This window comes from Cypionkella psychrotolerans (assembly GCF_001294535.1).
Lineage (GTDB): Bacteria > Pseudomonadota > Alphaproteobacteria > Rhodobacterales > Rhodobacteraceae > Cypionkella > Cypionkella psychrotolerans.
On the sequence record NZ_LGIC01000086.1, the window covers coordinates 204,550 to 230,445 of the forward strand.

The following is a 25,896-nucleotide window of genomic DNA, read 5'->3' on the forward strand; positions in this document are numbered from 1 at the left end:
GCAAACAAACTCTGTCTTTTCAATGTGTCTTCAAGGTATTTAGGGAAACAATGACGCGTTCAAGGGTTTAATGTTCACCAAATGGCCAGAATCGCCTACATCCTGCTTTGCCACAAGGATCCCGAGGGGATCATCGCTCAGGCCCAACGCCTGACAGCGGTGGGGGATTATGTCGCCATCCATTTCGACGGCCGCGCCAAGCCATCCGATTTCGACAAAATTCGCTCTGTGCTCACCGCCAACCCCAACGTCACCTTCACCAAACGCCGCGCCAAATGTGGCTGGGGCGAATGGTCGCTGGTCGAAGCCACCCTGATGGCCGTCGAGGCTGCCGTAGAAGCCTTCCCGCGCGCCACCCATTTTTACATGCTGTCCGGCGATTGCATGCCGATCAAATCCGCCGAATTCGCCCATAGGTTCCTCGACCGCGAGGAAGTCGATTACATCGAAAGCTTCGATTTCTTCAGTTCCGACTGGATCAAAACTGGCATCAAGGAAGAACGCCTGATCTACCGCCATTATTTCAACGAGCGCACCCACAAGGCGCTGTTTTACGCCTCGATGAAATGGCAAGACAAACTCGGCCTGACCCGCAACGTCCCCGCCGACATCGCCATGCAGATCGGCAGCCAATGGTGGTGCCTGCGCCGCCGCACCGTCGAATCCGTGCTCGATTTCACCAAGAAACGCCGCGACGTGATGCGGTTCTTCCGCACCACCTGGATTCCCGACGAGACGTTTTTTCAAACCATCGTCCGCCATTTGATCCCCGAGGCGGAACTACGCACCCGCACCCTGACCTTTCTGATGTTCACCGATTACGGCATGCCGGTGACCTTCTATAACGACAATTACGATCTGTTGATCAGTCAAGACTACCTGTTCGCCCGCAAAATCAGTCCCGACGCCACCGATCTGAAAGACCGCCTCGGCAAGCTTTACGCCGCCAAAGGCGTACGCTTTGCGATCTCAAACGAAGGCCGCAGCCTGTTCAAATTCATCTCGGGCCGTGGCCGCGTCGGCCGCCGTTTCGCCCCCCGATTCTGGGAAACCGAAAGCTCGCTTGGCCGCCACCGCACCCTGATGATGGTCACCTGCAAGAAATGGCACGTCGCCAAGCGCTTGGTGGAACGCGTGCGCCAAGTCACCAACCTACCCGCGCTGGACTATCTGTTTAATGAGGCTTCCACCCCGCTGCCCGATCTTGGCGGCATCCAATCGACCTTGGAAAAACGCACCCGCCACCGCCGCGCCCTGATGCGGGTGTTGTTCGATTACTGGCAAACCGATCAGTTGGTGATCTGCATCGACCCCGCCAACGTCGATCTGATGCAGGATTTCTACAACGACAAGGCCAAAGTCCGGCTGTTAGAAATCGAATGTGATTTCACCGATGAATATCTGATCGGCCACGCCAAGCGCGTCGGTCTGGCCAGCGATTCCACCCCCAAAGACACCATCGGCCGTCTGCTGCCCACCATCCGCTATGATGTGAAGTTTGAAGGCGACCGCATCCGCGACGCAGGTTTCCCCAATCTGCTGCGCGTGCGGCAAAGCGCCAGTATCGATGAAAACACCGTGCCTCTGGCCGAATTTCTTGACATAAGCTCCGAGAAGGCGCGCGAAATCGCCGCCACCGCTTATCTGTTTGTGGATTGACCGATGCCCTACACCTATGACCCGCAAAACATCTTCGCCCGCATCCTGCGCGGGGAAATCCCCAACAAAACCGTGCTGGACACCGAGCATTCGCTCGCCTTCCACGACATCGCCCCGCATGCCCCGGTGCATGTGCTGGTGATCCCGAAAGGCCCCTACGCCACCTTCGATCACTTCGCCGCCAAGGCATCGGCCGAGGAAATCCTCGATTTCCACCGCGCCTGTGCCAAGGTCTGTGAGATTGTCGGCGTTGCCCCCGGCATGGGCTACCGCGCCATCACCAACGCAGGCCCGCATGGCATGCAAGAGGTGCCGCATTACCACCTGCATATCTTGGGCGGCAAAGTCATGGGGCCGCTGATCCAGCGTTAAGGCGGTTTGCGTTTCAGAGCGACCCTCAAAATACGCCCTCTCTGGGGCGAACTCCGATCAAGCATAAAGCCAATGCGTTAACAGCAGGTTTCGGGTCGCTTGACTCCTCCTCGCGGCGCTATCTGGGCCAATCCTAACCCAGAGGCTCCGATGATCCGCTTCACGCCCATCCCCACCGAAACCGTCCGCGCCTACCAAGCCGGCGGCCCAGACGCCAACGGTCAAATCCCTGAGCGCCACATCTCCGACGGCGCAGGCAACCCCTGCCGCCACTGCCTGCAAATGATTCCTAAGGGCGCAGGCATGTTGATCCTCGCCCACCGCCCGTTCCCCTCGGCGCAACCCTATGCCGAACTCGGTCCGATCTTTCTTTGCGCCAACGCTTGCGCAGCAGGCGGCAGCGCAGAAATCCCCGAAATCCTCGCCTCCCCCGAGTACATCATCCGGGGCTATTCCGCCGAGAACCGCATCGTCTACGGCACCGGGGCCGTCGTCCCCACCGCGACGATCCCCGCCGAGGCGGAAACCCGTCTGACCGACCCGCGCATCGCCTATGTCCACATCAGATCCGCCCGCAACAACTGCTACCAACTCCGGGTTGAGCGCGCCTGATCGCTTCTCGGCCCTCACAGGCCTCTGCGCTGCCACCAGCGCAGAGCGCCCGTCAGGACGCGATAAGCGGCCCCTCGCCCTGCGTCAGTTTTGCGATGAACTCCGCCAGTCGCTTGGCGCGGGTTTCCGGGCGCTTCGCTGTGGTCAGCCGATAGTAAATCGCATAGCGGTTCTTCGCATCCAAACTGGCAAAGTGATCCCGCGCCACCGGCGGAGCCGCCGCCAGCGCCTCCAGAAAATCCGCAGGCAAATCTGCCCCCTTGCCGCCCGAATAGGTCGCCGCCCACCGCCCATTGGCGCGCGCAACCTCCACCGCCGCCAACCCCGCCGCCTGCATCCGGCCTTCGGCAATCAAGCGCTCGGCATGGGCACGGTTGATCTGGCTCCATGCAGAACCAGCCTTGCGCGGCGTAAAGCGCTGTATCCATTGCGTTTCAGATTGCGTCTTACGCACCCCGTCAATCCAGCCCCAAACCAGCGCCTCCACCACCGCCTGTTGCCAATCGACCGAGGCCACCCCCGAGCCCTTCTTGTGATACAGCACCCAAACCTCGCTGGCGCGATCATGGTTCGCCGCCAACCAGTCATGCCACTCGGCGGGCGTGGCAAAAGCCAGCAGCGTCATCGCGCGTCCCGGCCCTTCAAAAACCGCTTCGGTGCCGCATCCCGCCACTGCTGCAAAAGCCGAGCCCTTGCCCAGCCCGGATCAATCCGCCCAGCCCGCACCAGAACCAGAACCAGAACCAGATTATGTGGCGCATAATGCGGATGCAGAAAGAATGTCGCAGGCTCCGCGGCCATCAACATCTCGCGCTCATCGCGGCTGGCCTTGAACACCGCCGCATCCTCATAATACGACCAATAGCACCACATCTTGCCAAAAGCCTTCAGCGCCTCATGCCCCCAAGGCGTGGCCAAGGTGATCTCGGGCAGATCCATGCCCAAAGCAAAAGCCTTCAACTCCGCCCAGTTCTGGATCACTTAGGTCATCCTCTGTGCTCAAATATCCTCGGGGGTCTGGGGGTGGAAAACCCCCAGCCTTCACCCTCAATGCGCCGCCGCCCAAGTCGCGCCCACGCCCGCCTCTACCGTCAACGGGACCTTCAACTGCACGGCCGGATGCGAGGCCCCCTCCATCACATCCTTCGCCACCTTGATCAGCGCCTGCGCCGAGCCTTCCTCAACCTCGAACAGCAATTCGTCATGCACCTGCAACAGCATGGTCGCCGGAATATCCGCAATCGCCGCAGGCATCCGGATCATCGCCCGCCGGATCACATCGGCGGCGGTGCCCTGAATAGGCGCATTGATCGCCGCCCGTTTGGCAAAGCCCGCCCCCGGCCCCTTGGCGTTGATCTCTGGCGTGTGGATTTTCCGCCCGAACAAAGTCTGCACAAAGCCGTTCTTCTGCGCAAAGGCCACGGTATCGGACATATATTCCTTGATCCCCGGAAACCGCTCAAAATACCGATCAATGAAGCCCTGCGCCTCCGCCCGCGGTATCCGCAAGTTCCGCGCCAGACCAAAGCCGGAAATCCCGTAGATCACCCCAAAGTTGATCGCCTTCGCCCGCCGCCGAATATCCGAAGTCATCTCCGCAAGCGGCACGTTGAACATCTCACTCGCCGTCAGCGCGTGAATATCAATGCCGTCCTTGAACGCCTGCTGCAGCGAGGCGATATCCGCCACATGTGCCAAAATCCGCAGCTCAATCTGCGAGTAGTCCAAGGACACCAGAATCTTACCCTTCGGTGCCACAAACGCCTCACGGATACGCCGCCCCTCCTCGGACCGGATCGGAATGTTCTGCAAATTCGGATCGGTCGAGGCCAAGCGCCCCGTCACAGCCCCGGTGATCGAATACGAGGTATGCACCCGGCCCGTCTCGGCATTGATATGGTCCTGCAACGCATCGGTATAGGTCGATTTCAGCTTGGCCAACTGCCGCCAATCCAACACCAGCCCCGGCAGCTTATGCTCGGTCGCCAGATCCTCCAGCACATCCGCCCCGGTGGCATAGGCCCCGGTCTTGCCCTTCTCGCCCCCCGGCAAGCCAAGCTTATCGAACAGAATCTCGCCCAACTGCTTCGGGCTGCCCACGTTAAACGGCTGCCCCGCCATCTCTTGAATCTCGGCCTCCAACCCGGCCATTTTCTGCGCAAAGGCGTTCGACATCCGCGACAGAGTATCGCGGTCCACCTGAACCCCCGCCATCTCCATCCGCGCCAGCACCGGCACCAAAGGCCGCTCCAAGGTCTCATACACCGTGGTCACCCGCGCCCGATGCAGTTGCGGCTTGAACAACGCCCACAGCCGCAACGTCACATCGGCGTCCTCGGCCGCATACTTCACCGCATCATCGACCCCAACCCGATCAAACGTCACCGCAGACTTGCCCGAGCCGATCAACTGCTTGATCGGAATACAGGTATGCCCGAGATACTTCTCGGACAACGCATCCATGCCATGCCCATTCAGCCCCGCCTGCATTGCCGAAGACATCAACATGGTGTCGTCAAACGGGCCAACCTCGACGCCATAGCGTTTGAAAATCTTCCAGTCATATTTCATGTTCTGGCCGATTTTCAGCACCGAAGCATCCTCCAGCACCGGCTTCAACGCCGCCAAAACCTCATCAAGCCCAAGCTGCCCCGCCACCAATTCCGACGACCCAAACAGATCACCGCCGCCCTGCTTATGCCCCAGCGGAATATAGGCAGCCTTCCCGGCATCGACGCACAAAGAAATCCCCACCAGTTCCGCCTGCATTTCATCGAGCGAGGTCGTCTCGGTATCCACCGCCACATGCCCAACCTCAACAATCCGCGCGATCCACGCGTCAAGCGCCGCCATCGTGTCGATCTTCTCATAGCCCGCCACATCGAACGGCACCTGCACCGTCTCAACGGCATCATCATGCGCGCCCTCAACATGCATCCCGCGCGCCGGATCAGCCACCGGAGCCGCAATCTTCAACCGTTCAGACACCCGCTTGGTCAGGGTTGAGAATTCCATCTCTTGCAGAAAGCCCATCACCACATCGGCTTCAACCGCCCGCAGTTCCAACCCCTCCAACGGCCAGTCCAACGGCATATCCCCATCCAACTGCACCAGACGTTTGGAGATGCGGATCAGATCGGCGTTATCCACCAAAGCCTCGCGCCGCTTCGGTTGCTTGATCTCGCCCGCCCGCGCCAAAAGCGCTTCCAGATCGCCATATTCCTGAATAAGCAAAGCCGCCGTCTTGATGCCTATTCCCGGCGCGCCCGGCACGTTATCGACCGAATCCCCGGCCAAAGCCTGCACATCGACCACGCGATTGGGGGCCACGCCAAACTTCTCAAACACCTCATCCAGCCCAAGCCGCTTGTTCTTCATCGGATCCAGCATATCGACGCCATCGCCAATCAACTGCATCAGGTCTTTGTCGGACGAGATGATCGTCACCGTCCCGCCAGCTTCCCGCGCCCGCCGCGCCAACGTCGCGATAATATCGTCGGCCTCATAGCCCTCAACCTCGATGCAAGGCACGTTGAACGCCTGCGTTGCCTTGCGGGTATAGGCAAACTGAGGCCGCAAATCCTCGGGCAACTCCGGGCGGTTCGCCTTGTAGGCGCTGTAAATCTCATTGCGGAAGGTCTTCGATCCGGCATCAAAAATCACCGCCAGGTGCGTCGGCGCGGTCTCTTTCCGGGTCGAAGTCAACTCACCCCACAGCAAGTTGCAAAACCCTGCCACCGCGCCCACAGGCATTCCATCCGACTTCCGAGTCAGCGGCGGCAGCGCATGATACGCCCGGAAAATAAACGCAGAGCCATCGATCAGATGCAGGTGATTGCCTTTGCCGAATGCCATGATCTGCCCGCCCTTTTTCCCGCTTCAGGGCGCAGTATTGCCACGAAGCGGCGTGGCGTTCTAGCCTTGATGCCAGCGCAAAGACAGTTCCACCGCTTGCGGCGTCGGCGTCCAAATTCCAAACGGCACCCCTGCCGCGCGCAAAGTCTCACCCAACCAAGCATTGCAGGGATGCAGAATGCTGAAATCACCCTTGGCGGCAAAAAACCCATCGTGATCATTGAAATGCGCGGTCAAAGCCAACGGCGCCCCGGTCTGATCCCTTTGAAAATTCGCGTCCAGACTGGCCAGCAGCGCCTGATATTGCGCGTCCGACAGGGTGAAATAATCAATCCCCTCAACCGAGGCGACATCCCCCGCCACATCCAAATGCAACACCGCTTTATCGCCAGTGATCGCGGTAAACACCGCCCCTGGCTGCATATCGGCGTAACTGCCAGCACTGGTGTAAAATGCCTCTGACCCCCAACCGACCAGCAACCATTCGGCTTGCGGCGCATCTACAGGCACCCCCGCGCCTTTGGCAAAGCCATAGCGGGCGCGCAACTCGGGCGACAGCGGCAGCAGAAAATCATAATGAATTGGCGCACGGGCAAGGCCAATCAGCACATCGGTACCGGGGGCCAGATCAGCATGTTTGCCGGGGATCACCGCTCCGACTAACCCCGCGCCAAAATACAGCAATGGCAAACAAATGAGCCCCGTCGCCGCCCGGATCAAAAACCGCGCGCGCAAGCCCTCAGGCCTTAGTGATCATCATGCGCATGGGCGCGGTCGATCTCAAAACGCTTGTCGCAATAGCCGCATTCGACAAAGCCGGTATCTTCCGGGATGGTCAGCCAAACGCGCGGATGGCCCAAAGCCGCCTCACCGCCATCGCAAGCGATTTTCCAATGGGTGACAATCTGGGTTTCCGGGGCGTTGATCGACATGGATGCGTCCTTGGCTGGGGTTGCCCGCATTGTATCCGCTATCGCCCCACGGGCAAGGGGCGCTGCGGCTGAAAACGCGGAACGCTCCGCGGGGGATATTTAAGCCAAGATGAAACTGCACAGATTTCATCTTGGCTTAAATATCCCCGCCGGAGGCTTCATCAGCGCAGCACACGCGCGTTAACAAAGCATGATGATCAGGGCTTTTGCCACAATTTAATCCATATAAAACAATGGTCCCGAGTTGGGACCCATCACGAAACCCGCTTCGGCACCTCTCCGCCAAGTGAACGCGAGGGGGGTGCAGGTGCGGCTCGGATGCCCTATATATACCCCATGAAACCGCTTCGCACCCTCCTCGCCCCGCTCGCCCTGATCCTTCTGGCTGTCCCTGCTTGGGCCGATAAAATCCCGTTGAAGGATCTCTCGGCCTACCTGAACAGCCTGACCTCGGTGGAAACCCCGTTCACCCAAGTCAACGCCGACGGCTCGATTGCCACCGGCAAGCTGATCATCAAACGCCCCGGCCGGGTGCGCTTTGAATACGCCCCGCCAGACAAATCCTTAGTGCTGGCCTCCAGCGGCAATGTCGCGATCTTTGATGCGAAATCAAACCAAGCTCCGGAACAATACCCGCTGAAGCGCACGCCGCTGAACCTGATCCTCGCCGCCAACGTCAATCTCGGCAGCGCCAAAACCGTGGTCGCCCATACCGAGGACAAGAACGCCACCCAAGTCGTCGCGCAAGATCCGCAGCACCCCGAATACGGCCAGATCGCGCTGGTGTTCACCGCCAACCCAATCACCCTGCGGCAATGGGTGATCACCGATGATCTCGGCCAGCAAACCACGGTGATCCTGGGCGATTTGAAGACCGGCGGCAACTACAGCGCCAGCTTGTTCAACATCACCGATGAGATTGAGCGCCGCCACCGTTAACGGCGGCAGTAGCTCAGCTGTTCAGCATACATGGTCGAGCGCCGCCCAATCGCGGCGGCGACATCCACCAGCCAAGGCTTGTTAAGATAGGATTGGTTGGCGTAACCCGTCCGACCCTCATGATAGGCCAGATACTGCGCCTCGGCATCGCCGCGTGAAATCCCCAGCTTGTCGCTGCTTTCGCTCATGTACCAGCCCATGAAGTCCGTCGCATCATTGATCCGGTCGCGCTTGGCGCCATGGCGGCGCTGTTCTTTTTGGTACTCTTCCCAAGTGCCGTCCAGCGCCTGACTGTAGCCATAGGCCGAGGATTGCCGCCCCATCGGGATCACCCCCAGCGCAAACTGGTGTGGGGTGCGCGCATTGCCGATAAATTTCGATTCCTGATAAATCGCCGCCATTTGCACATGCACCGGCACGCCCCATTTCCGCTCGGTCGCCCGCATGGCGCTGAAATACGCCGGACGCTGCCGCACGATCGCGCAGGCATCATCCATATTTTTCGGCGCCGATGAGTTTCCACCCCCGCAAGATGCAAGGGCCAACAACAGGATCGACGCACGGAGAGTTCTGCTCATTTGCCCCTCGCGTTTTTATTTTGTCGCAAGGATACGAGAAAATCACTGCAGATGAAATGGGCATGTCTGCGTTTTCACATGACAATCCCGTGCGAAACCCAGTTTCGGCGGATTTTCGGACCGGCAAGACGCAGCGTGACTAGGCCGCAGCCCAACACAGACTGTTTCCCTCGCGGCGCGCCTGTGGAATAGACACCGCCTGCGCAAGGGATTACTAAACCTTTATGGGGAGCAACACACGATGCTGAAGACTGCGGCCAAATATCACATCGGTCAGGTGCTTCGTCATCGCAAGCACCCGTTTCGCGGTGTGGTGTTCGATGTGGACGCGATGTTTTCCAACACCGAGGAATGGTATCATGCTATCCCGGAAGACGCCCGCCCCTCGCGCAATCAGCCGTTTTATCACCTGCTGGCCGAGAATGACCAAAGCTACTATGTCGCCTATGTCTCCGAGCAGAACCTTGTGCCCGATGAAACAGGCGAGCCGATAACCCATCCCGATCTGCCCGATCTGTTCGGCGATTTTGAGAATGGCCGCTATCCGCTGCAATTCCAGCTGAATTAATTCCCCACATATCCGCCGCCGCTTACGGATCAGTAACCTCTTGCGCCTAATCTAACCCCAGTTTTCCAACAAAGGGGCCAAGCAGATGGAGCTTGTGGCAGAACACCGTGGCGAAATGATTGTGGTCAGCGCCTTGGGCGACCGTATCGACGCCGCAGGCGCGATTCAGTTCAAAGACCGGATGCGCGAACTTACCCAAACACCGTCACTGCGGGTGGTTTTGGATATGTCGCGGGTGGCATTTCTGGACAGCAGCGGTCTGGGCGCGGTGGTTGCGGTGATGAAGGCTTTGGGGCCCGATCGGAAACTGGAACTTTCCGGCCTGACTACCACGGTGCAAAAGGTGTTTCGGCTGACGCGCATGGACAGTATTTTCACCATCCATGATCACCTCCCCGACGATTTGCGGCAGGTGGGGTAGGCCGATGAATGCCGAAGCTGTCGACTTCTCCTCCAGCACCCGGCTGACAATTCCGGGGCGACAGACTGCCGTGCGCGATGGCCTGCGCGCGCTGCTGGACACGCTTTTACTGCGCAGCCTGCCTGAAGACGGGCGCGGCACCGCAGAAATCGTGCTGGCAGAGGCTTTGAACAACATTGTTGAACATGCTTATGCCCATCATGATGGCGAGATCGAAATCTCGCTGCAACTACGGCGGAACGGATTGCTGTGCATGATCTCGGACACCGGCGAGCCGATGCCCGGCGGTCAGTTGCCCGCAGGCGTACTCGCCCCGCTGGCGGATTTTGCCGATCTGCCCGAAGGTGGATTCGGCTGGCATTTGATTCGAAGCCTGTCGAAAGACCTCGCCTATCGTCGGGAATGCGGGCGCAACCTGCTCAGCTTCCGGTTAGACACGCAACAATCGCCCGCTTGATCTGCGATTGTTCTAACTTCGTGAGAACCGCCACCTATTTGCCGAAATTCCCCCCTAATACAGCCGCCGATAATGCAGATATTGAATCTGTAGCTGCATAAAGCTTCCCTCGGCGCTGCGGATATTGCCCCCCCCAGTTCGTGACGTCGAGGTTCATCTCTCTCTTGGAAGTCCTGCAACAACTCCCTAGGCTTGCCGCCAACAGGAGGGTTTTTAATGCGCGATTTTCAGGCTCCAGGCCGCTCGGCGATCTATGCCAGCAATGGCATCTGCGCCACCTCGCACCCCTTGGCCGCCAAAGTCGCGGTTGAGGTGCTGGAGGCGGGCGGCAATGCGGTGGATGCCGCCATCGCAGGTGCGGTTTTGCTCGGGATTTGCGAGCCGCAGATGACCGGAATCGGCGGCGACTGTTTTGCGCTGATCAAGCCCGCTGGCGAAGAGCGCATTGTCGCGTTGAACGGCTCGGGCCGCGCGCCGAAAACCTATGCGGCGCAGGCGATGCGGGATCGTGGGTTGGACGCCGTGCCCCTCCGCGGCGTCGATCCGGTGACAGTGCCGGGCGCAATGGATGCCTTCTGCCGCCTGTCCACCGATTGGGGCAAGTTGGGTCTAGACCGCGTATTGGCCCCCGCGATCCGCTATGCGGATGAGGGCGTCCCGGTTGCGCCGCGTGTCGCCCTCGACTGGGCAGTGGACGGCCCGGAACTCAGCGGCGATGCCCGCAAATTTTACCTGCTGGATGGTCAGGCTCCAAAAATCGGCCAAGTTTTCCGCGCCCCCGGCCAAGCCGAAGTGCTGCGCCGCGTTGCCCGCGAAGGCCGCGCCGGATTTTATGAGGGCGAGGTGGCCGAAGACATGGTCACCTCACTGCAAGCCATGGGTGGTCTGCACACGCTGGAAGATTTCGCAGCCACCGCTTGCACTTACACCGACCCTATCGCGGGCGATTATAAGGGCGTCGAACTGGTTGAGCATCCGCCAAACGGCCAAGGGGCCACGGCAATCCTGATGCTGAACATCCTCAAACACTTCGACCTTGCCGCGATGGACCCGTTCGGCACCCAGCGCGCGCATATCGAGGCCGAGGCCGCCAAACTCGCCTATGACGCCCGCAACCGCTTTATTGCCGAAGCCACGCCGCGCCTTGATCACATGCTCTCATTGGAAACCGCAGCGAAACTTGCCGCCCTGATCGACCCTAAGCGCGCAATGGCAGCGGCGCCCCCCCTGACCGAGGCCGTCCACAAAGACACCATCTACATCACGGTTGTCGATCGCGACCGCATGGCGGTGTCGCTGATTTACTCGATTTTCTGGGGCTTTGGCGCGGGCATCGCCTCGCAGAAATTCGGTATCAACTTCCAGAATCGCGGCGCGGGTTTCAGCCTGCAGCCGGGCCATCCGAACGAGGCTGGCGGCGGCAAGCGCCCGATGCACACGATCATTCCCGGCATGTTGCGCAAAAATAGCAAGGTTATCATGCCCTTCGGCGTGATGGGCGGCGCCTATCAGCCCTGCGGCCATGCCCGCTTTGTCACCAACATGGTTGATTACGGTTTGCAGGCCCAAGCCGCCATCGACGCGCCGCGCTGTTTCTCGGGGGCAGAGGGTATGTTGGCGGAAAGCGGCTACGCGCCGCAAGTGCGCGCCGAACTGGCGCAGATGGGGCATCAGGTGTCGCTGTCGCCCGAGCCGATTGGCGGCGCGCAAAGCATCCTGATTGATGATTCTGGCATTCTGATTGGCGCGTCTGACCCGCGCAAAGACGGCTGCGCTTTGGGACATTGATATGCAGCACATCACCGAATCCATCCGCGCGCTAACCCATGGCGAAACCGACACCGTGGCGCTGATGGCCACCGTGGCGTGCGAGTTGCACCACGCCCACCCCTTCGCCGATTGGACGGGATTCTACCGCGTGACTGAACCTAACCTTTTGAAAATAGGTCCCTATCAGGGCGGTCACGGCTGCCTTGTGATCCCGTTTTCGCGCGGCGTCTGTGGTGCCTGCGCCCGCACCGGCCAAGTGCAGAACGTGCCGGATGTGGATGCCTTCCCCGGCCATATCGCCTGTGCCACCTCGACCAAATCCGAACTGGTGCTTCCGGTCTGGAATGGCGCGGGCAAGCTGCTCGGCGTCTTGGACATCGACAGCAACACCCCCGCCGCCTTCACGAAGGCCGATGAGGATTGGCTGGTACCGCTCTTGGCCGAAGTGTTCAGGAGCGCGTAATGAAAGGCGGTTGTCTCTGCGGCCAAGTCCGGTTTGAGGCCGACGCGCCGTTGCGTGACGTATTTGCCTGCCACTGCTCGCAATGTCGCAAAACCTCGGGGCATTTCTGGGCGGCCACTTCCGTGCCACTGGACCGTTTCCGCCTGACCGAAACCACTGGCCTGCGCTGGTTCCAATCCTCGCCCCAAGCGCGGCGCGGGTTTTGCGGAACTTGTGGCTCCAGCCTATTTTGGGAGCCGGTGGGGGAGGCCCGCATCAGCATCGCCGCAGGCGCGCTGGAGGGGGCGACGGGGCTGCAAATCACCCAGCATTGGTGCGTCGAAGACAAGGGCGATTATTACGACATTCCAACGCCTTAACCCGGAGACACCATGTGGGATATCATCAATGGCATCGGCCTGCATAATCTGCTCGCCTTTATCGGTGGAGGCTTGGTGGTGAATCTGACACCGGGGCAGGATGTTTTCTTTGCCACCGCTTCGGGCATTCAAGGTGGCCCGCGTGCAGGGGTTATGGCGGGGCTTGGCGTCGGCCTTGGGGCTTTGTGGCATGTGGCACTATCCGCGCTCGGCCTCTCGGCCCTGATCGCCGCCAACCCCGAGGCATTAAGCGCCATCAAATACGCCGGCGCCGCCTATCTGCTTTATATCGCTTGGAAATCTTGGCGTGACAGCGGCGAAATCGCCCCCGGCAAGGGCCAACGCACGGGCTGGGCCGCCTTCCGCAAAGGTGCCTTAACCAACATTCTGAACCCTAAGCCGATCCTGTTCATGCTGGCCTTCCTGCCGCAATTCGTGAACCCCGGCCTCGGCCCAGTCTGGGTGCAGATTCTGCTGCTCGGCGCGATCTTTGGCATCACCGGCACGATTATCACCGTCGGCTATGGCTATTTGGCAGGGCGCGCGGGTCGTGCTATTGGCGCACGCATGGGCCTGTTGAACAAGCTCGCAGCGGTACTTTTCGCGGGTCTGGCGGCCCGGTTGATCACGGAGTGAATGATGCAGATTACCCTTCTCGACGGTGGCATGGGCCAGGAATTGGTAGCGCGCTCGGGCGACGAACCCACCCCGCTGTGGGCCACCCGCGTGATGATCGACCATCCCGGTTTGGTGAAAGCCATCCACGACGATTACTTCGCTGCGGGCGCTTCGGTGGCCACCACCAACACCTATAACATCCTGCATGATCGGCTTCAGGGTGTGGGTCTTGAAGCACTGTATCACGCGCTGCACCTACGCGCCCTGATGGAAGCACATGAGGCGAAAGCCCAAGCCGGACGCGGGATGATCGCCGGTTCGATGGGGCCTTTGGGCGAATCCTATCGCCCCGATCTGACGCCGCCCGTCTCCGTCTCCGCCCCGCTGTACGCCGAAAAAGCCCGCATCCTCGCTCCGCATGTCGATGTGATCCTGCTGGAAACCATGTCCTCACTGGACCTTGCGCGCGGCGCGTTGCAAGGCGCGCAAGCCGCTGGCCTGCCGGTCTGGCTTTCGGTCTCGGTGCATGACCGTGACGGCAGCCGCCTGCGTTCGGGCGAACCCATCGCGGGCCTGCGCGATCTGATCGCCGAACACCCCACCGCCGCCGTGCTGGCGAACTGCTCTATGCCCGAAGCAATGCTGGCCGCGCTGCGCGAACTCTCTACCATGGGCTTGCCCTTCGGGGCCTATGCCAATGGCTTCAGCGAAATCTCCAGCCTGCCGCTGCCCGATGCCGTCGCTGCCCCCGATTATACCCACCGCCATGATCTCTCGCCCGAGAAATACACCGCTTTCGTGATGGAATGGATCGCCCTTGGTGCCACCATCGTCGGCGGCTGCTGCGAGGTTGGCCCCGCCCATATCCGCCACCTTGCCGCCAGTCTGAAAGCCGCAGGCCACAGCATCGTATGATCCCGGATTTTATCTACACTCCCCCACATGTCCCGCTGGATATCCTGCACCAAGATGCGCAAATCATCGTGGTGAACAAGCCTGCGGGCCTGCTGTCAGTACCGGGCAAGCTGGAAGGGCGCGAGGATTGCCTCGTCAGCCGCCTGCAAGCGGCGCATTGGGATACTCTGCTGGTGCATCGTCTGGATTGTGACACCTCTGGCGTGATGATTTTTGCCCGCACCAAACAAGCACAGGGCTTTCTGGGACAGGAATTCGAAAAACGGCGCGCCAAGAAAACCTACATCGCAGAAGTTTACGGCACGTTAACGCCCGATCACGGCCATATCGACCTGCCCCTCTGCGCCGATTGGCCAAACCGTCCGCGCCAGATGGTCGATTACGTCCACGGTCGCCCCGCGCAGACCGATTGGCAAGTGATCAGCCGTACCCCCGAGTCCACGCGCGTCCGCCTGTTCCCCTTGACCGGGCGCAGTCATCAGTTGCGCGTGCATATGCTGGCGCAGGACTGCCCGATCCTCGGCGATCCGATCTATGCCACGGGAAAGGCGCGCGATTTTCCGCGCCTGATGCTCCATGCCGAAAGCCTGTCGTTGCATCATCCCGAAACGAAAGACTGGATCACCTTCAGCGCCCCGATCCCGTTTTAATGTGACAAGACTTTGTGACATTCCAGCGTTAACCTGACAGAAATTTATGGGGCGTTAGATGGCAGTCAATGTGCTGCCCAAGGGATCATAATGCAATTTCTGCGCTATCCGTTCGAGCCTCGCTATTCTGCAATGACGCTGTGTGTCGTGCTTGCCGTAGTTTTTGCCGCCCTCAGCCAACGCTGGCTGGCCTATGCCGATGTACTGGAACTGCTGACCGTGGTGATGCTAGGGCTGGTGGCTTTGGGGGTGTATGATCTGCGGCAAACCCGCCACGCCATCCTGCGCAACTACCCGATCGTGGCGCATATGCGCTTCATTCTGGAAGATATTCGCCCCGAACTGCGGCAGTATTTCTTTGAAGGCGAGAAGGATGGTGCGCCCTTCCCGCGCGACAAGCGCGCCATCGTCTATCAACGCGCCAAGCGCGAGTTGGATAAGCGCCCGTTCGGCACGATGTATGACGTGTATCAGGAACAATACGAATGGTTGCACCACTCGATTGCGCCGCGGCCTGCCGCCTCGATTGAGGCGATGCGGGTCGACATCGGCCTTGGCCCGCGCGCCTATTCCGCCTCGCTTCTGAACATTTCCGCGATGAGTTATGGCGCGCTTTCCGCCAATGCGATCCGCTCGCTGAACAAAGGCGCGCAATCTGGCGGCTTCTTTCATGATACCGGCGAAGGCGGGGTTTCGCCCTATCACCGCGAATTTGGCGGCGATCTGGTTTGGGAATTGGGCTCTGGCTATTTCGGCGCGCGCAATCTGGCGGGTGGATTTGATGCCACGCTGTTTGCCGAGGCTGCCGCCGATCCGCAGATCAAAATGGTGGAGTTGAAGCTGTCGCAGGGGGCCAAACCCGGCCACGGTGGCGTGTTGCCAGCGGCGAAAGTTAGCGCAGAAATATCGCAAATTCGCGGTGTGCCGATGGGGCAGGATTGCGTCTCGCCCGCCAGCCATTCCGAGTTTTCAACGCCCGCGGGCCTGTTGGAATTTGTCACCCGGATGCGGGAATTGTCGGGTGGGAAGCCCGCAGGATTCAAGCTTTGTATCGGCCATCCATGGGAGTTTATGGCGATCTGCAAGGCGATGCTGGAAACCGGCATCACCCCGGATTTCATCGTCATTGACGGCAAAGAAGGCGGCACCGGGGCTGCTCCGCTGGAGTTTATGGATCATGTCGGGATGCCCCTGCGCGATGGATTGTCCTTTGCGCACAATGCCTTGATCGGCGTCGGCCTGCGCGACAAAATCAAGATCGGCGCGTCGGGCAAGATCACCTCGGCCTTCGATATGGCCAAGGTGATGGCTTTGGGGGCCGATTGGTGCAACGCCGCGCGCGGCTTCATGTTCGCGGTCGGCTGTATTCAGGCGCAATCCTGCCATACTGGGCTATGCCCCACTGGCGTCACCTCGCAAGACCCCGCCCGCCAGCGCGCCATCGTGGTGCCCGACAAGGCCGAAAGGGTGGCCAACTTCCATCACAACACACTGCACGCTTTGGCCGAACTGGTCGCCGCCGCAGGACTGTCGCATCCGCAAGAGCTGCGCCCGCATCATTTCCAGCGCCGGGCCTCGTCCGATAAGGTGATCTCCTTTGCCGAGCAATATGAGCAACTTAAGCCCGGTCAACTGCTCGCCGACCCCGCGTCCTCACCGCATTTCCGCGACGCGTGGGCGCTGTCCTCTGCCAGCAGTTTCGCGCGGGTGGGTTAGAGGTCAAGCGCCAGCTTGCGGCCCTCGTGAAACGCATAAGCTGCCAATCGAGGTGCCACGCAATCGCCGATCCGCAGCACCTTTTTGCCTTCAAACGCCTCGGGGAACGGATCAAACGCCCGGTTCGTCGTGGCCATCACCAGACCCGAGGCGGCAATAACCTCCTCCTCGCCCGTCAGCAAGTTAACCACTGTCGCTCCATTGCCATGCCAGCGGCCGATACAGGCTTCGGTTTTGAACACCACCCCCAGCTTTGCCATCCGTCGCCGTGCCGCACCATCCGCCGCAGTCCGCGCGATCTCTTTGCCGACAAAAGCCTCGGGCGTCACAATCGTCACCCGCTTGCCCGCCTCCGCCAAAGCCCAGGCCGTGCCAACCCCGCGCCAGTTTGAACCTTCATCATAAACGATCACCGCATCGCCCAACCGCGCCTCGCGCCGCATCACGTCTTCGGGCGACCAAACGCCGCCCAACTCCAGCCCCGGCAGGCTTTCTAGGTGCGGCAACCAACGTTGAAATGATTTTTCATCTGGCAATGATCCCGTCGCCAACACTACTATATCCGTCGGATGTGCGGCGATTTCATCGGTGTCCAAATAGGTGTTCAACCGCAACGTCACGCCCAGCTTTACAAACTGCCGCTCATACCAATCCATCAACTCCAAAATCTGCGCCCGCCGCGGCTGCATGCCCGCAAGGCGGAATTGCCCTCCAATCACCGGCAAAGCCTCCACGATCTCCACGCGATAACCGCGCTCTGCCGCCCCACGCGCTGCCTCCAGACCAGCCGGGCCAGCGCCCACCACCAGCACCGATTTCGGCACAGCCGTGGCTTGAAACCGATCACCGCCCCATTCAAACTCGCGCCCCACCGAGGGGTTCACCAAGCAGGAAATCCAATAATCCCGGCTGCGCCGCCCCCAGCACATTTGATTGCACGAGATACAGCCGCGAATATCTTCCGCCCGACCTTCCGTAGCTTTGCGCGCTAGCTGTGGGTCGGCAATCTGCCCGCGCACGATGGACACCAGATCAGCCTCACCCGAGGCAATGATCTGCTCGCCATTCTCTGGCGTCCGCACCCCGGCCTCGGAGGTAATTTTAATGTTCTTCGCCAAAGCTTTAAGCTGCGCTGTCAGGGGCGTTGTCAGCTTTTCGCCATGGGTGAACGGGGGGATGATCGCGTCAAATTCCAGATAGCTGCCCGCGCCCACCGTCACATAATCCAGATGCCCGGTCGCATCATGCAACGCGATGATTTCACACATACTCTCAGCCGAGAGCGTCGCGGAATAGGCGGTGGAATAGCTGACCGCCATCCCGACGATAAAATCCTCTCCACAGAAGCGACGGATATTTTCGACCAACGTTCGCGAAAACCGCGTGCGGTTCTCCAGCGAGCCGCCCCATTTGTCATCCCTCTGGTTCGACCACGGCGTCCAGAATTGATCCAGCAGCGAGTGGTAGGCCGCCCAAACCTCGACCCCTTGAAAGCCCGATTTCTGCGCCCGCACCGCCGCCGCCAGATGCGCCGCCAGCAGTTCCTCAATCTCAGCTTCGGTCATTTTATGCGAACCGTCGCTGTCGTGATACGACGGCCCACCCGAGGGCGACCAATGCGGTGCAAAGCTGAGGTCCGAATCGCCATGCGCCCCGACATGGTAAATCTGCTGGCAGATCACCGCGCCTGCGTCTTTCACCTTCTCAGTAATCCGCTGAAAATGCGGAATAATCTTGTCTGACTCATGCAGCATATTGCCCCGGGTCAGCACGCCGGTGCGATGTGCAGGCACCGGCTCTGTCACGATCATGCCCGCGCCGCCTAAAGCGCGCTCCAGAAAATAGCCCTCCATCCGCGCGCCCGGCAGGCCCTGATCCGCCATATTGTTGGTATGCGCGCCGAACACGATGCGATTGCGCAGGGTCTGGCCGCGTATCTGCAACGGCGAAAGAAGGCGGAGATGCGAGGTCATATTGGCTCCTGCAGTGGCTGCCCGTAGCAAAACTCGAATCGACATATGTGTCAAGTTTTCGTTTTAACCGCAGAAACGCAAAACACCGCCAACAAGCGGCGGCGTTTCAGCGCTTAACCAAACCTAGCCCAGATCAGAATCCCAACCCGAGATCGCCTTGACCTCCAGGAATTCCTCCAGCCCCCAATGGCCGCCCTCACGCGCCCGGCCCGAGGCTTTCACCCCGCCAAAAGGCGATCCCGCGCCACGCGAATTGCCATTCATCTCAACCATCCCCGACCGCAGCCGCCGCGACAGCCGATTGCGCCGCGCGCCATCGCTGGATTGGACATAATTGGTGAGGCCATAGGGCGTGTCATTGGCGATGCGCACTGCGTCTTCTTCGCTATCGAAAGAAATGATTGACAGTACAGGCCCAAAAATCTCCTCCCGCTCAATCGTCATCCCCGGCACCACGTCGGCGAACACCGTCGGCTTGACGTAATAGCCACGGTTGAAGCCTTCGGGCAGACCTGGACCGCCCGCCACCAGACGCGCGCCCTCGTCGATGCCCTTCTGGATAAAGCCCTGAATCTGATCCCATTGACGCTTATTCACCACCGGGCCAATGTGCTTTCCCGCGTCATGCGCCGAGCCGACCTTGATCGAATTCGCTACCTGCGCCGCAATCTCCACCGCGCGGTCATAGGCGGGACGTTCCACCAGCATCCGGCTCGGTGCGTTGCAGCTTTGTCCCGAGTTGTTCATCAAATGCCGCACGCCACGCTCCACCGCTTTGTCATCGGCATCAGCGAAAATCAGGTTGGCGCCTTTGCCGCCCAGTTCCAGCGTCACCCGTTTAAGGGTTTGCGCCGCAGCGGCAGAAATCGCCCGCCCGGCACGGGTTGATCCGGTGAACGAAATCATTTCAACATCTGGATGCGACGACAAAACGGCCCCAACCCCCGGACCATCCCCATTCACTAAGTTGAACACGCCAGCAGGCACGCCCGCATCATGGCAGAACTCGGCGAACAACAGCGCGTTCAGCGGGCTTTCCTCCGACGGTTTCAGCACGCAGGTGCAGCCCGCCAGTATCGCCGGGATCACTTTCAAAGCAATCTGGTTCATCGGCCAGTTCCACGGCGTGATCAGGCCCACCACGCCAATCGGCTCCAGCGCAATGCGGTCGTTCGGTGCATGCGGCCCCAGCGGGCGCACCCATTTCAGCGCGTCAAACGCCGTCAAAAAATTGGTCGCGTGCCACGGCAAGCAGGGCGCTTGGCTGCTGCGCGCCATGTCAATCGGCGCGCCCATTTCAATCGCGATGGCATGGGCGAGCTCTTCCAGACGCAGCTCATATTGCTGCAGAATCTTCACCACAACCTCGCGCCGCACCGCCGGATCGGTCGCCGCCCAAGCCGGAAACGCCGCCTTCGCCGCCGCCACTGCTGCATTGGTATCCGCCTCGGATCCCAGCGAAATCACCGCACAGGGTTCTTCGGTGGAAGGATCAATAACCTCGCAATCGCGTGGGGTGACGGGGGCGACCCATGTGCCGTTGATATAGAAATCGCGCTTGATGATCATGCCAGCCTCCTGAATTTGATCATAATATGGCAGCGGAAACCCGTTTGCACAACCATAAGCCCGACAGGAAATGTCGCGAAACTTGTCTCCCAAAGCAGGGCCGCTTTCCTTCCCTGCGGACCTAGACAGAATTTCCTTCCCTTCTGACGGCAAAGTCACACAGGATAGTGAAATTCCGTTCCAAATCGCTTACATAAACCGCATCAGGCAGCCGCAGGAGAACTCATGTCTATCCGCATCAACGACGTAGCCCCCGATTTCACCGCCGAATCCACCGCTGGCACCATCCATTTCCACGATTGGCTGGCGGGCGGTTATGCGATCATCTTCAGCCATCCGCGCGATTTCACCCCGGTCTGCACCACCGAATTCGGCGCAGTCGCGCAACTTACCCCCGAATGGGCAAAGCGCAACACCAAGGTGATCGGCGTTTCGGTCGATTCGGTGGCCGATCATGGCAAATGGAAACGCGATATTGAGGCGTTTGGGGGTGCCCCCGCCGATTTCCCGATCATCGACGACACCAGCCTGACCGTCGCCAAGGCCTTCGACATGCTGCCCGCCGATTACTACCTGCCGACCGAAGGCCGCACCCCCGCCAACACCGCCACCGTGCGCACGGTTTATATCATCGGGCCGGATAAAAAGGTCCGCTTGTCGATGACCTATCCGATGTCGGTGGGCCGCAACTTCGCCGAAATCCTGCGCGCCTTGGATGCCGTGCAGGCCACCGATGGCGTGCCAATTGCCACTCCGGCTAACTGGCAGCCCGGTCAGGACGTGATTGTCGCGCTGAGCCTGAACAACGAACAGGCCACCGAGAAGTTCGGCGCGCTGGATATCAAACTGCCCTATCTGCGGTTCGCGAAGCAGCCGAAGTAAGATCAGTACGGCGGCGTCTCTCGGGTGCCGCCCTATGCCCTCAATCCCAATCTGACAACTCTTTCAAAGTCGTCGGCTGGCATTTATCAGCCAGCCACTTAGCATAAAGTGGCCTGAGTACACTGTAAAAAGGCTCTCGCGATTTCTTCATGAAGGGGAAGTTCATCTGAGACAAAGCGGCTGGATGCAGCAGCATGATTTGCTTACGAAACTTGCGCGAGTCGACAAACTCGGTCACTTTAGATCGCCAAGTTTCACTGCCATAAGTTGCGATCAGCGCGTTGATCGTAGGTGCGCGCTTGCGTTCCAACTCAGCCTCCAGCCGCAGCAAATCTTTCAACTCCGCATCAGAAAGCTGATCGAGCACCGCGCCCAAACTCTCGAATCCCCAGCGTGCGCCAAGCGAATACCCCAGTTTGCGGAAATGCACGGTCAGTTGCACTTCACAGTTGCGAATGGTCCATTCACGGTTGCTGCTCAGTAGTAACTTGCGCCAAAACTGTGCAAAGTCTGGGCTTGCCAACAGCCTCTTTCCAAATGACACCGCATAGGATTGCAAATGACGCTGCTCCAAATGCTGCTTTCGTTGCGACAGCACCGCACCATATAGATCGGTCTTTGCCGTCAGAACATGATCAAGAAAGTCCTCCCCCGCAAAGGTCGGGAACCATACCGAATCATTCATGATCAATAGCTTATTGATCTGCGCGCCTGTATCGAGCAGATGCAAAATGCCATCCCTGTAGCCACCGAAATCATAGCCGAAATTCTCGCGCTCTAGCACGCCAAAGCTAAGCCCGCAGAGCGTCTTGCGATCAGCGTCGGAAAGCGGCGCGTTTGAGACGATAAATACCGAAAAACCCTTTGTCGCGAAATAACGGCAGGTCTCAACCGAAGATGCTAAAAGCCCCTTGGGTTGATACAGTAGGTAAAGCACTACATTTGGCCCCACCGCCAACTGCCCAGTTGTGTATCGTGAAGTCTGACTTTTGTGCAGATCATGCCAATCACGGCGCATCGGCCCAGACAATGCGATAAAAGGAAATCGCACATGGTCTTTGGCACGCAGAACTTCACGTTTAACTTTCCACATCGGCAGCATTGCAAAACCCACTCATACCCACATTGCAGTTCGCCACCTCATATCCCAGCGCAGCACGTAGGCCAAGGGCAGGACAACAAATCAAGCCAAGTGTTGCCAATGCAAAACGGCGCCAGAATTGCTGGCGCCGTTCGCAGATTTTAGAAAAGCTTACGCTTCTGCAGCTTCGTCTTTGGTCTCGGTGATTTCCAGACCAGTTTCCTGATCCACCATCTTCATGCCCAGACGGACCTTGCCGCGATCATCAAAGCCCAAAAGCTTGACCTTCACTTCTTGGCCTTCTTTCAGGATTTCATTCGGGTGGTTCAGGCGTTTGTTGGCAATCTGGGACACATGCACCAGACCGTCACGCTTGCCGAAGAAGTTCACGAATGCGCCGAAATCGACCAGCTTCACCACTTTGCCGGTGTAAACTTGGCCTTCTTCCGGCTCTGCCACGATCGACCAGATCATGTCATAGGCCTTCTTGATCGAGGCCGCATCCGAGGAGGCGATCTTGATGATGCCGTCGTCGTTGATGTCAACCTTGGCACCCGAAAGCTCGACGATCTCACGGATCACTTTGCCGCCAGACCCAATGACTTCGCGGATTTTGTCGGTCGGGATCTGCAGGGTTTCGATTTTCGGAGCGTATTCCGAGAAACCTTGCGGAGCCGACAGCGCCTTGTTCATCTCACCAAGGATATGCAGACGACCGTCTTTAGCCTGAGCCAAAGCCTGCGCCATGATTTCCGGCGTGATGCCAGCCACCTTGATATCCATCTGCATCGTGGTGATGCCGTTGGCGGTGCCTGCAACCTTGAAGTCCATATCGCCCAAGTGATCTTCATCACCCAGGATATCGGTCAACACCGCAAAGCGGCCATCGTCTTCCAGGATCAGACCCATCGCGACGCCAGCAACCGGCGATTTCAGCGGAACACCCGCATCCATCATCGACAAGGAGCCACCGCAGACCGAAGCCATCGAGGACGAGCCGTTCGATTCCGTGATCTCCGACACCAAACGGATAGTGTAGGGGAAATCGGTCGAAGCCGGCAGCACGGCTTGCAGCGCGCGCCATGCCAGTTTGCCGTGACCAATCTCACGACGGCCCGGCGAGCCCACACGACCCACTTCACCCACCGAATAGGGAGGGAAGTTATAGTGCAGCAGGAAGTTCGAGCGGCTGTTGCCGTGCAAAGCGTCGATGATCTGCTCATCTTCGCCAGTGCCCAAAGTGGTCACAACCAGACCTTGGGTTTCGCCACGGGTGAACAAGGCCGAACCATGGGTGCGCGGCAGAATCCCGGTTTCCGACACGATCGGACGCACGGTTTTGTTGTCACGTCCGTCAATACGCGCTCCACCGTTGATGATGTCGCCACGCAGGATCGAGGCTTCCAGCTTTTTGATCGCCGAACCAAGGTTCGCATCGGCCTTGTCCTCGTCAGACAACACGCCTTTGATCGCCATAACCGCCGCCGAAATCGCCGAGGTGCGTTCTTGCTTGTCACGGATCGCAAAAGCCGCGCGCATCTGCACTTCGCCAGCCGCTTTCACGCGACCATAAAGCTCGGAATAATCCGGCGCATGGAAGTCGAACGGCTCTTTGGCGCAATCTTCGGCAAAGTCGATGATCAGATCAATCACCGGCTGCATCGCCGCGTGGCCGAACTTCACGGCACCCAGCATCTCGTCTTCGGTCAGCTCATAAGCTTCCGATTCCACCATCATCACGGCGTCTTTGGTGCCCGCGATAACCAGATCCAACCGCTGATCCGGGTTGTTGCGCAGCTGATGCATGTCATCCACGCTTGGGTTCAGCTTGTATTCGCCACCCGAGAAACCAACCCGCGCGGCGCCAATCGGCCCCATGAACGGCACGCCGGAAATCGTCAAAGCTGCCGAAACGGCGATCATTGCGACGATATCCGGGTCATTCTCAAGGTCATGGCTCAGCACGGTCGCCATCACCAGAACTTCGTTCTTGAAGCCTTCGACAAACAGCGGGCGGCACGGACGGTCGATCAGACGCGAGGTCAGCGTCTCTTTCTCGCTCGGACGGGCCTCGCGTTTGAAAAAGCCGCCCGGAATTTTCCCAGCGGCGTAGTATTTCTCTTGATAATGCACGGTCAGCGGGAAGAAATCCTGCCCCGGTTTCGGCGCGCGCGCATAAGTCACGTTGGCCATAACGCTGGTTTCGCCCAGAGTGGCGATGACCGAGCCGTCAGCCTGACGGGCAACCTTGCCCGATTCCAGCGTCAGCGTTTCTTCGCCCCACTGGATTGATTTTTTAGTCACGTTGAACATCTATCGTTCCCTGTATGAGAGCACCCACGACCCCTGTCGTGTCTCCCGTTTGCATAGCGGCCCCATTGCCGCCGCCCCCTATCCTGATGCATGCGGCCGGGGGCAGGCCTCATATCGCAGATTGCGCGCGTCTACAGGAAAAGCAGGGGTTTGGGAAGTATAGTCTTGCAACTCCCACCATCCATCACCGAACGACAAAGCGCGCGTCCTTGCAGACGCGCGCCGTACAGCCGAACTGTAGATCTTAAAACGTAACCACGCCCTGCTCACCTGCATCTGGCTTGTCACCGGTGAATTTGGCTTTTGCAATCTCATACAAAAACTTCACGCCGCTGGTTGGCGTGACCGAAATCTCGCCCCCCTTTGGCGTAAACCGCAGCAAGCACACGTCAGGGTCGTTCTTGCCGCCCTCAAACCAAGCGTCCGCCGCAAAGCTCCACACGTCGTCCAACACTTGCTGATCGGTCGATTGCGCCAGACTGCCGTCAATATCGCCGTAAAGCCCGGCGCCGCCATCCGAGACAACCATTTGCGCATCTTGCGTGCCGCTCTGCACCGACTTGGCCAAATCGGTGCCCTTGGCCGTGATGAACCAGATCGTCTGCGGGAATTTATCATCCAGTTGCGGCGACATCGCCACCAGCTTGCCCTGGCCTTTGACGCCAAGCATCGCCGCTCTCACATCGCCCATCCGGATCCAGAATTCTTGCTTCAGGTCGGTCATGAAAATCGCCTTTCATTCATTGCGCTTCTACAAGGACAACCCCTTCGCAGCACTCGCGTTCCAAATGAAAAGACAAATTTCGTCGCCGCCCAACGCAAAACACCCGCAGCTTGCACCACGGGCGTTCCAACAAAACCTAAGCGATAAGCTTAGCGACGCAGGCCGAGGCGTGCGATCAGCGAAGCGTAGCGGGCTTCGTCTTTGGCCTTCAGATAGTCCAACAGCTTACGACGCTGGGCAACCTGCATCAGCAGACCGCGGCGCGAGTGGTTGTCTTTCTTGTGGGTTTTGAAGTGCTCGGTCAACGTAGCGATACGCGACGACAGAATCGCAACCTGAACTTCCGGCGAGCCGGTGTCATGTTCTTTGGTTGCGTATTCTTTGATAAGGCGGGCTTTTTCTTCGACGGTGATCGACATCGGGATCTCCTGTTAAGAGGGTTGCGGCGCAAGCCGGGATGTCGTCCAGCA

At 59.4% G+C, this 25,896-nt stretch carries 27 protein-coding genes; 15 read left to right on the forward strand and 12 right to left on the reverse strand.

Annotated features, from left to right (window positions below):
* Positions 1-81 precede the first annotated feature (81 nt).
* The 3 genes from AKV04_RS20700 to AKV04_RS20710 all read left to right on the forward strand — a co-directional run bounded on the left by AKV04_RS20700 (position 82) and on the right by AKV04_RS20710 (position 2,643).
* Positions 82-1,659: a DUF5928 domain-containing protein gene (locus tag AKV04_RS20700; protein WP_054008283.1), complete on the forward strand. Its 1,578-nt coding sequence runs from the start codon at positions 82-84 to the stop codon at positions 1,657-1,659.
* Between the two features lie 3 nt (positions 1,660-1,662).
* Complete coding sequence (locus AKV04_RS20705; RefSeq protein ID WP_054008284.1) at positions 1,663-2,031, forward strand: HIT domain-containing protein; 369 nt, start codon at positions 1,663-1,665, stop codon at positions 2,029-2,031.
* A 150-nt stretch (positions 2,032-2,181) separates the two neighbouring features.
* Positions 2,182-2,643, forward strand: a complete 462-nt coding sequence (locus tag AKV04_RS20710) for a DUF1203 domain-containing protein (protein WP_054008285.1) — start codon at positions 2,182-2,184, stop codon at positions 2,641-2,643.
* Between the two features lie 52 nt (positions 2,644-2,695).
* Here the strand turns inward: AKV04_RS20710 and AKV04_RS20715 are convergent, their stop codons facing one another.
* From AKV04_RS20715 to AKV04_RS20735, 5 genes are all read right to left on the reverse strand, one after another.
* Positions 2,696-3,268, reverse strand: coding sequence for a YdeI/OmpD-associated family protein (locus tag AKV04_RS20715; RefSeq protein ID WP_054008286.1), 573 nt, complete (start codon positions 3,266-3,268; stop codon positions 2,696-2,698).
* Positions 3,265-3,624, reverse strand: coding sequence for an MmcQ/YjbR family DNA-binding protein (locus AKV04_RS20720; RefSeq protein WP_054008287.1), 360 nt, complete (start codon positions 3,622-3,624; stop codon positions 3,265-3,267). Before AKV04_RS20720 ends, AKV04_RS20715 begins: the two co-directional genes overlap by 4 nt.
* Before the next feature lie 66 nt (positions 3,625-3,690).
* Positions 3,691-6,498: a DNA polymerase I gene (gene polA / locus AKV04_RS20725; protein ID WP_054008288.1), complete on the reverse strand. Its 2,808-nt coding sequence runs from the start codon at positions 6,496-6,498 to the stop codon at positions 3,691-3,693.
* Between the two features lie 60 nt (positions 6,499-6,558).
* The gene (locus AKV04_RS20730; protein ID WP_054008289.1) at positions 6,559-7,233 is read right to left on the reverse strand and encodes a TIGR02117 family protein; all 675 of its coding nucleotides are present in this window, start codon (positions 7,231-7,233) and stop codon (positions 6,559-6,561) included.
* Between the two features lie 11 nt (positions 7,234-7,244).
* Positions 7,245-7,430 (reverse strand): zinc-finger domain-containing protein, encoded by a 186-nt coding sequence (locus AKV04_RS20735; RefSeq protein ID WP_054008290.1) that lies wholly within the window; start codon positions 7,428-7,430, stop codon positions 7,245-7,247.
* Positions 7,431-7,766: 336 nt separating this feature from the next.
* Here AKV04_RS20735 and AKV04_RS20740 point away from each other — a divergent pair, with 336 nt between their 5' ends.
* Positions 7,767-8,369: a LolA family protein gene (locus tag AKV04_RS20740; protein ID WP_054008291.1), complete on the forward strand. Its 603-nt coding sequence runs from the start codon at positions 7,767-7,769 to the stop codon at positions 8,367-8,369.
* On the opposite strand, the gene AKV04_RS20745 is transcribed toward AKV04_RS20740, so the two are convergent.
* A complete protein-coding gene (locus AKV04_RS20745) occupies positions 8,366-8,947 on the reverse strand; it encodes a transglycosylase SLT domain-containing protein (protein WP_054008292.1) in 582 nt (193 codons plus the stop codon). The two genes, AKV04_RS20740 and AKV04_RS20745, sit on opposite strands and share 4 nt — an antisense overlap.
* A 241-nt stretch (positions 8,948-9,188) precedes the next feature.
* On the opposite strand from AKV04_RS20745, the gene hspQ reads away from it, so the two are divergent.
* The 10 genes from hspQ (at position 9,189) to AKV04_RS20795 (ending at position 16,884) form a co-directional block, all read left to right on the forward strand.
* Positions 9,189-9,515: a heat shock protein HspQ gene (gene hspQ / locus AKV04_RS20750; protein WP_054008293.1), complete on the forward strand. Its 327-nt coding sequence runs from the start codon at positions 9,189-9,191 to the stop codon at positions 9,513-9,515.
* An 85-nt stretch (positions 9,516-9,600) separates the two neighbouring features.
* The gene (locus AKV04_RS20755) at positions 9,601-9,936 is read left to right on the forward strand and encodes an STAS domain-containing protein (protein ID WP_054008294.1); all 336 of its coding nucleotides are present in this window, start codon (positions 9,601-9,603) and stop codon (positions 9,934-9,936) included.
* Between the two features lie 4 nt (positions 9,937-9,940).
* Positions 9,941-10,393, forward strand: a complete 453-nt coding sequence (locus AKV04_RS20760) for an ATP-binding protein (RefSeq protein WP_054008295.1) — start codon at positions 9,941-9,943, stop codon at positions 10,391-10,393.
* A gap of 216 nt (positions 10,394-10,609) precedes the next feature.
* Positions 10,610-12,181 carry a gamma-glutamyltransferase family protein gene (locus AKV04_RS20765; protein ID WP_054008296.1) on the forward strand — a complete coding sequence of 524 codons (1,572 nt, stop codon included), beginning with the start codon at positions 10,610-10,612 and terminating at the stop codon, positions 12,179-12,181.
* 1 nt (position 12,182) lies between these two features.
* Entirely contained in the window at positions 12,183-12,626 is a 444-nt protein-coding gene (locus tag AKV04_RS20770; RefSeq protein ID WP_407638482.1) for a GAF domain-containing protein, read from the forward strand.
* Positions 12,626-12,985 carry a GFA family protein gene (locus AKV04_RS20775; RefSeq protein WP_054008297.1) on the forward strand — a complete coding sequence of 120 codons (360 nt, stop codon included), beginning with the start codon at positions 12,626-12,628 and terminating at the stop codon, positions 12,983-12,985. Before AKV04_RS20770 ends, AKV04_RS20775 begins: the two co-directional genes overlap by 1 nt.
* A gap of 12 nt (positions 12,986-12,997) precedes the next feature.
* A complete protein-coding gene (locus tag AKV04_RS20780) occupies positions 12,998-13,621 on the forward strand; it encodes a LysE family translocator (protein ID WP_054008298.1) in 624 nt (207 codons plus the stop codon).
* Between the two features lie 3 nt (positions 13,622-13,624).
* On the forward strand, positions 13,625-14,518 hold the full coding sequence (locus AKV04_RS20785; RefSeq protein ID WP_328287162.1) for a homocysteine S-methyltransferase family protein: 894 nt from the start codon (positions 13,625-13,627) through the stop codon (positions 14,516-14,518).
* On the forward strand, positions 14,515-15,168 hold the full coding sequence (locus tag AKV04_RS20790) for an RluA family pseudouridine synthase (RefSeq protein WP_054008300.1): 654 nt from the start codon (positions 14,515-14,517) through the stop codon (positions 15,166-15,168). The genes AKV04_RS20785 and AKV04_RS20790 overlap by 4 nt, the downstream gene beginning before the upstream one ends.
* 90 nt (positions 15,169-15,258) lie before the next feature.
* Positions 15,259-16,884, forward strand: a complete 1,626-nt coding sequence (locus AKV04_RS20795; RefSeq protein WP_054008301.1) for an FMN-binding glutamate synthase family protein — start codon at positions 15,259-15,261, stop codon at positions 16,882-16,884.
* On the opposite strand, the gene AKV04_RS20800 is transcribed toward AKV04_RS20795, so the two are convergent.
* Positions 16,881-18,857, reverse strand: coding sequence for an oxidoreductase (locus AKV04_RS20800; RefSeq protein ID WP_054008302.1), 1,977 nt, complete (start codon positions 18,855-18,857; stop codon positions 16,881-16,883). The two genes, AKV04_RS20795 and AKV04_RS20800, sit on opposite strands and share 4 nt — an antisense overlap.
* 123 nt (positions 18,858-18,980) lie before the next feature.
* Positions 18,981-20,426 (reverse strand): aldehyde dehydrogenase family protein, encoded by a 1,446-nt coding sequence (locus AKV04_RS20805; RefSeq protein WP_054008525.1) that lies wholly within the window; start codon positions 20,424-20,426, stop codon positions 18,981-18,983.
* A gap of 225 nt (positions 20,427-20,651) precedes the next feature.
* Here AKV04_RS20805 and AKV04_RS20810 point away from each other — a divergent pair, with 225 nt between their 5' ends.
* Entirely contained in the window at positions 20,652-21,308 is a 657-nt protein-coding gene (locus tag AKV04_RS20810) for a peroxiredoxin (protein WP_054008303.1), read from the forward strand.
* Positions 21,309-21,348: 40 nt separating this feature from the next.
* On the opposite strand, the gene AKV04_RS20815 is transcribed toward AKV04_RS20810, so the two are convergent.
* From AKV04_RS20815 to rpsO, 4 genes are all read right to left on the reverse strand, one after another.
* The gene (locus AKV04_RS20815) at positions 21,349-22,410 is read right to left on the reverse strand and encodes a rhamnan synthesis F family protein (protein WP_054008304.1); all 1,062 of its coding nucleotides are present in this window, start codon (positions 22,408-22,410) and stop codon (positions 21,349-21,351) included.
* A gap of 150 nt (positions 22,411-22,560) precedes the next feature.
* Entirely contained in the window at positions 22,561-24,702 is a 2,142-nt protein-coding gene (gene pnp / locus AKV04_RS20820) for a polyribonucleotide nucleotidyltransferase (protein WP_054008305.1), read from the reverse strand.
* Positions 24,703-24,946: 244 nt separating this feature from the next.
* Positions 24,947-25,426, reverse strand: coding sequence for a pyridoxamine 5'-phosphate oxidase family protein (locus tag AKV04_RS20825; protein WP_054008306.1), 480 nt, complete (start codon positions 25,424-25,426; stop codon positions 24,947-24,949).
* 149 nt (positions 25,427-25,575) lie between these two features.
* The gene (rpsO, locus tag AKV04_RS20830; protein WP_054008307.1) at positions 25,576-25,845 is read right to left on the reverse strand and encodes a 30S ribosomal protein S15; all 270 of its coding nucleotides are present in this window, start codon (positions 25,843-25,845) and stop codon (positions 25,576-25,578) included.
* Positions 25,846-25,896 lie beyond the last annotated feature (51 nt).

Bases quoted from the DNA above. Each gene is read 5' to 3' on its own strand.
- AKV04_RS20715 (WP_054008286.1), bottom strand. From the start codon at position 3,268: ATGACGCTGCTGGCTTTTGCCACGCCCGCCGAGTGGCATGACTGGTTG.
- AKV04_RS20735 (WP_054008290.1), bottom strand. From the start codon at position 7,430: ATGTCGATCAACGCCCCGGAAACCCAGATTGTCACCCATTGGAAAATC.
- AKV04_RS20755 (WP_054008294.1), top strand. From the start codon at position 9,601: ATGGAGCTTGTGGCAGAACACCGTGGCGAAATGATTGTGGTCAGCGCC.
- AKV04_RS20705 (WP_054008284.1), top strand. From the start codon at position 1,663: ATGCCCTACACCTATGACCCGCAAAACATCTTCGCCCGCATCCTGCGC.
- hspQ (WP_054008293.1), top strand. From the start codon at position 9,189: ATGCTGAAGACTGCGGCCAAATATCACATCGGTCAGGTGCTTCGTCAT.
- AKV04_RS20765 (WP_054008296.1), top strand. From the start codon at position 10,610: ATGCGCGATTTTCAGGCTCCAGGCCGCTCGGCGATCTATGCCAGCAAT.
- polA (WP_054008288.1), bottom strand. From the start codon at position 6,498: ATGGCATTCGGCAAAGGCAATCACCTGCATCTGATCGATGGCTCTGCG.
- AKV04_RS20790 (WP_054008300.1), top strand. From the start codon at position 14,515: ATGATCCCGGATTTTATCTACACTCCCCCACATGTCCCGCTGGATATC.
- AKV04_RS20760 (WP_054008295.1), top strand. From the start codon at position 9,941: ATGAATGCCGAAGCTGTCGACTTCTCCTCCAGCACCCGGCTGACAATT.
- AKV04_RS20825 (WP_054008306.1), bottom strand. From the start codon at position 25,426: ATGACCGACCTGAAGCAAGAATTCTGGATCCGGATGGGCGATGTGAGA.
- AKV04_RS20805 (WP_054008525.1), bottom strand. From the start codon at position 20,426: ATGATCATCAAGCGCGATTTCTATATCAACGGCACATGGGTCGCCCCC.
- AKV04_RS20780 (WP_054008298.1), top strand. From the start codon at position 12,998: ATGTGGGATATCATCAATGGCATCGGCCTGCATAATCTGCTCGCCTTT.
- AKV04_RS20815 (WP_054008304.1), bottom strand. From the start codon at position 22,410: ATGCTGCCGATGTGGAAAGTTAAACGTGAAGTTCTGCGTGCCAAAGAC.
- AKV04_RS20810 (WP_054008303.1), top strand. From the start codon at position 20,652: ATGTCTATCCGCATCAACGACGTAGCCCCCGATTTCACCGCCGAATCC.
- AKV04_RS20700 (WP_054008283.1), top strand. From the start codon at position 82: ATGGCCAGAATCGCCTACATCCTGCTTTGCCACAAGGATCCCGAGGGG.
- AKV04_RS20710 (WP_054008285.1), top strand. From the start codon at position 2,182: ATGATCCGCTTCACGCCCATCCCCACCGAAACCGTCCGCGCCTACCAA.
- AKV04_RS20800 (WP_054008302.1), bottom strand. From the start codon at position 18,857: ATGACCTCGCATCTCCGCCTTCTTTCGCCGTTGCAGATACGCGGCCAG.
- AKV04_RS20795 (WP_054008301.1), top strand. From the start codon at position 15,259: ATGCAATTTCTGCGCTATCCGTTCGAGCCTCGCTATTCTGCAATGACG.
- AKV04_RS20775 (WP_054008297.1), top strand. From the start codon at position 12,626: ATGAAAGGCGGTTGTCTCTGCGGCCAAGTCCGGTTTGAGGCCGACGCG.
- AKV04_RS20745 (WP_054008292.1), bottom strand. From the start codon at position 8,947: ATGAGCAGAACTCTCCGTGCGTCGATCCTGTTGTTGGCCCTTGCATCT.
- AKV04_RS20740 (WP_054008291.1), top strand. From the start codon at position 7,767: ATGAAACCGCTTCGCACCCTCCTCGCCCCGCTCGCCCTGATCCTTCTG.
- rpsO (WP_054008307.1), bottom strand. From the start codon at position 25,845: ATGTCGATCACCGTCGAAGAAAAAGCCCGCCTTATCAAAGAATACGCA.
- AKV04_RS20785 (WP_328287162.1), top strand. From the start codon at position 13,625: ATGCAGATTACCCTTCTCGACGGTGGCATGGGCCAGGAATTGGTAGCG.
- AKV04_RS20770 (WP_407638482.1), top strand. From the start codon at position 12,183: ATGCAGCACATCACCGAATCCATCCGCGCGCTAACCCATGGCGAAACC.
- pnp (WP_054008305.1), bottom strand. From the start codon at position 24,702: ATGTTCAACGTGACTAAAAAATCAATCCAGTGGGGCGAAGAAACGCTG.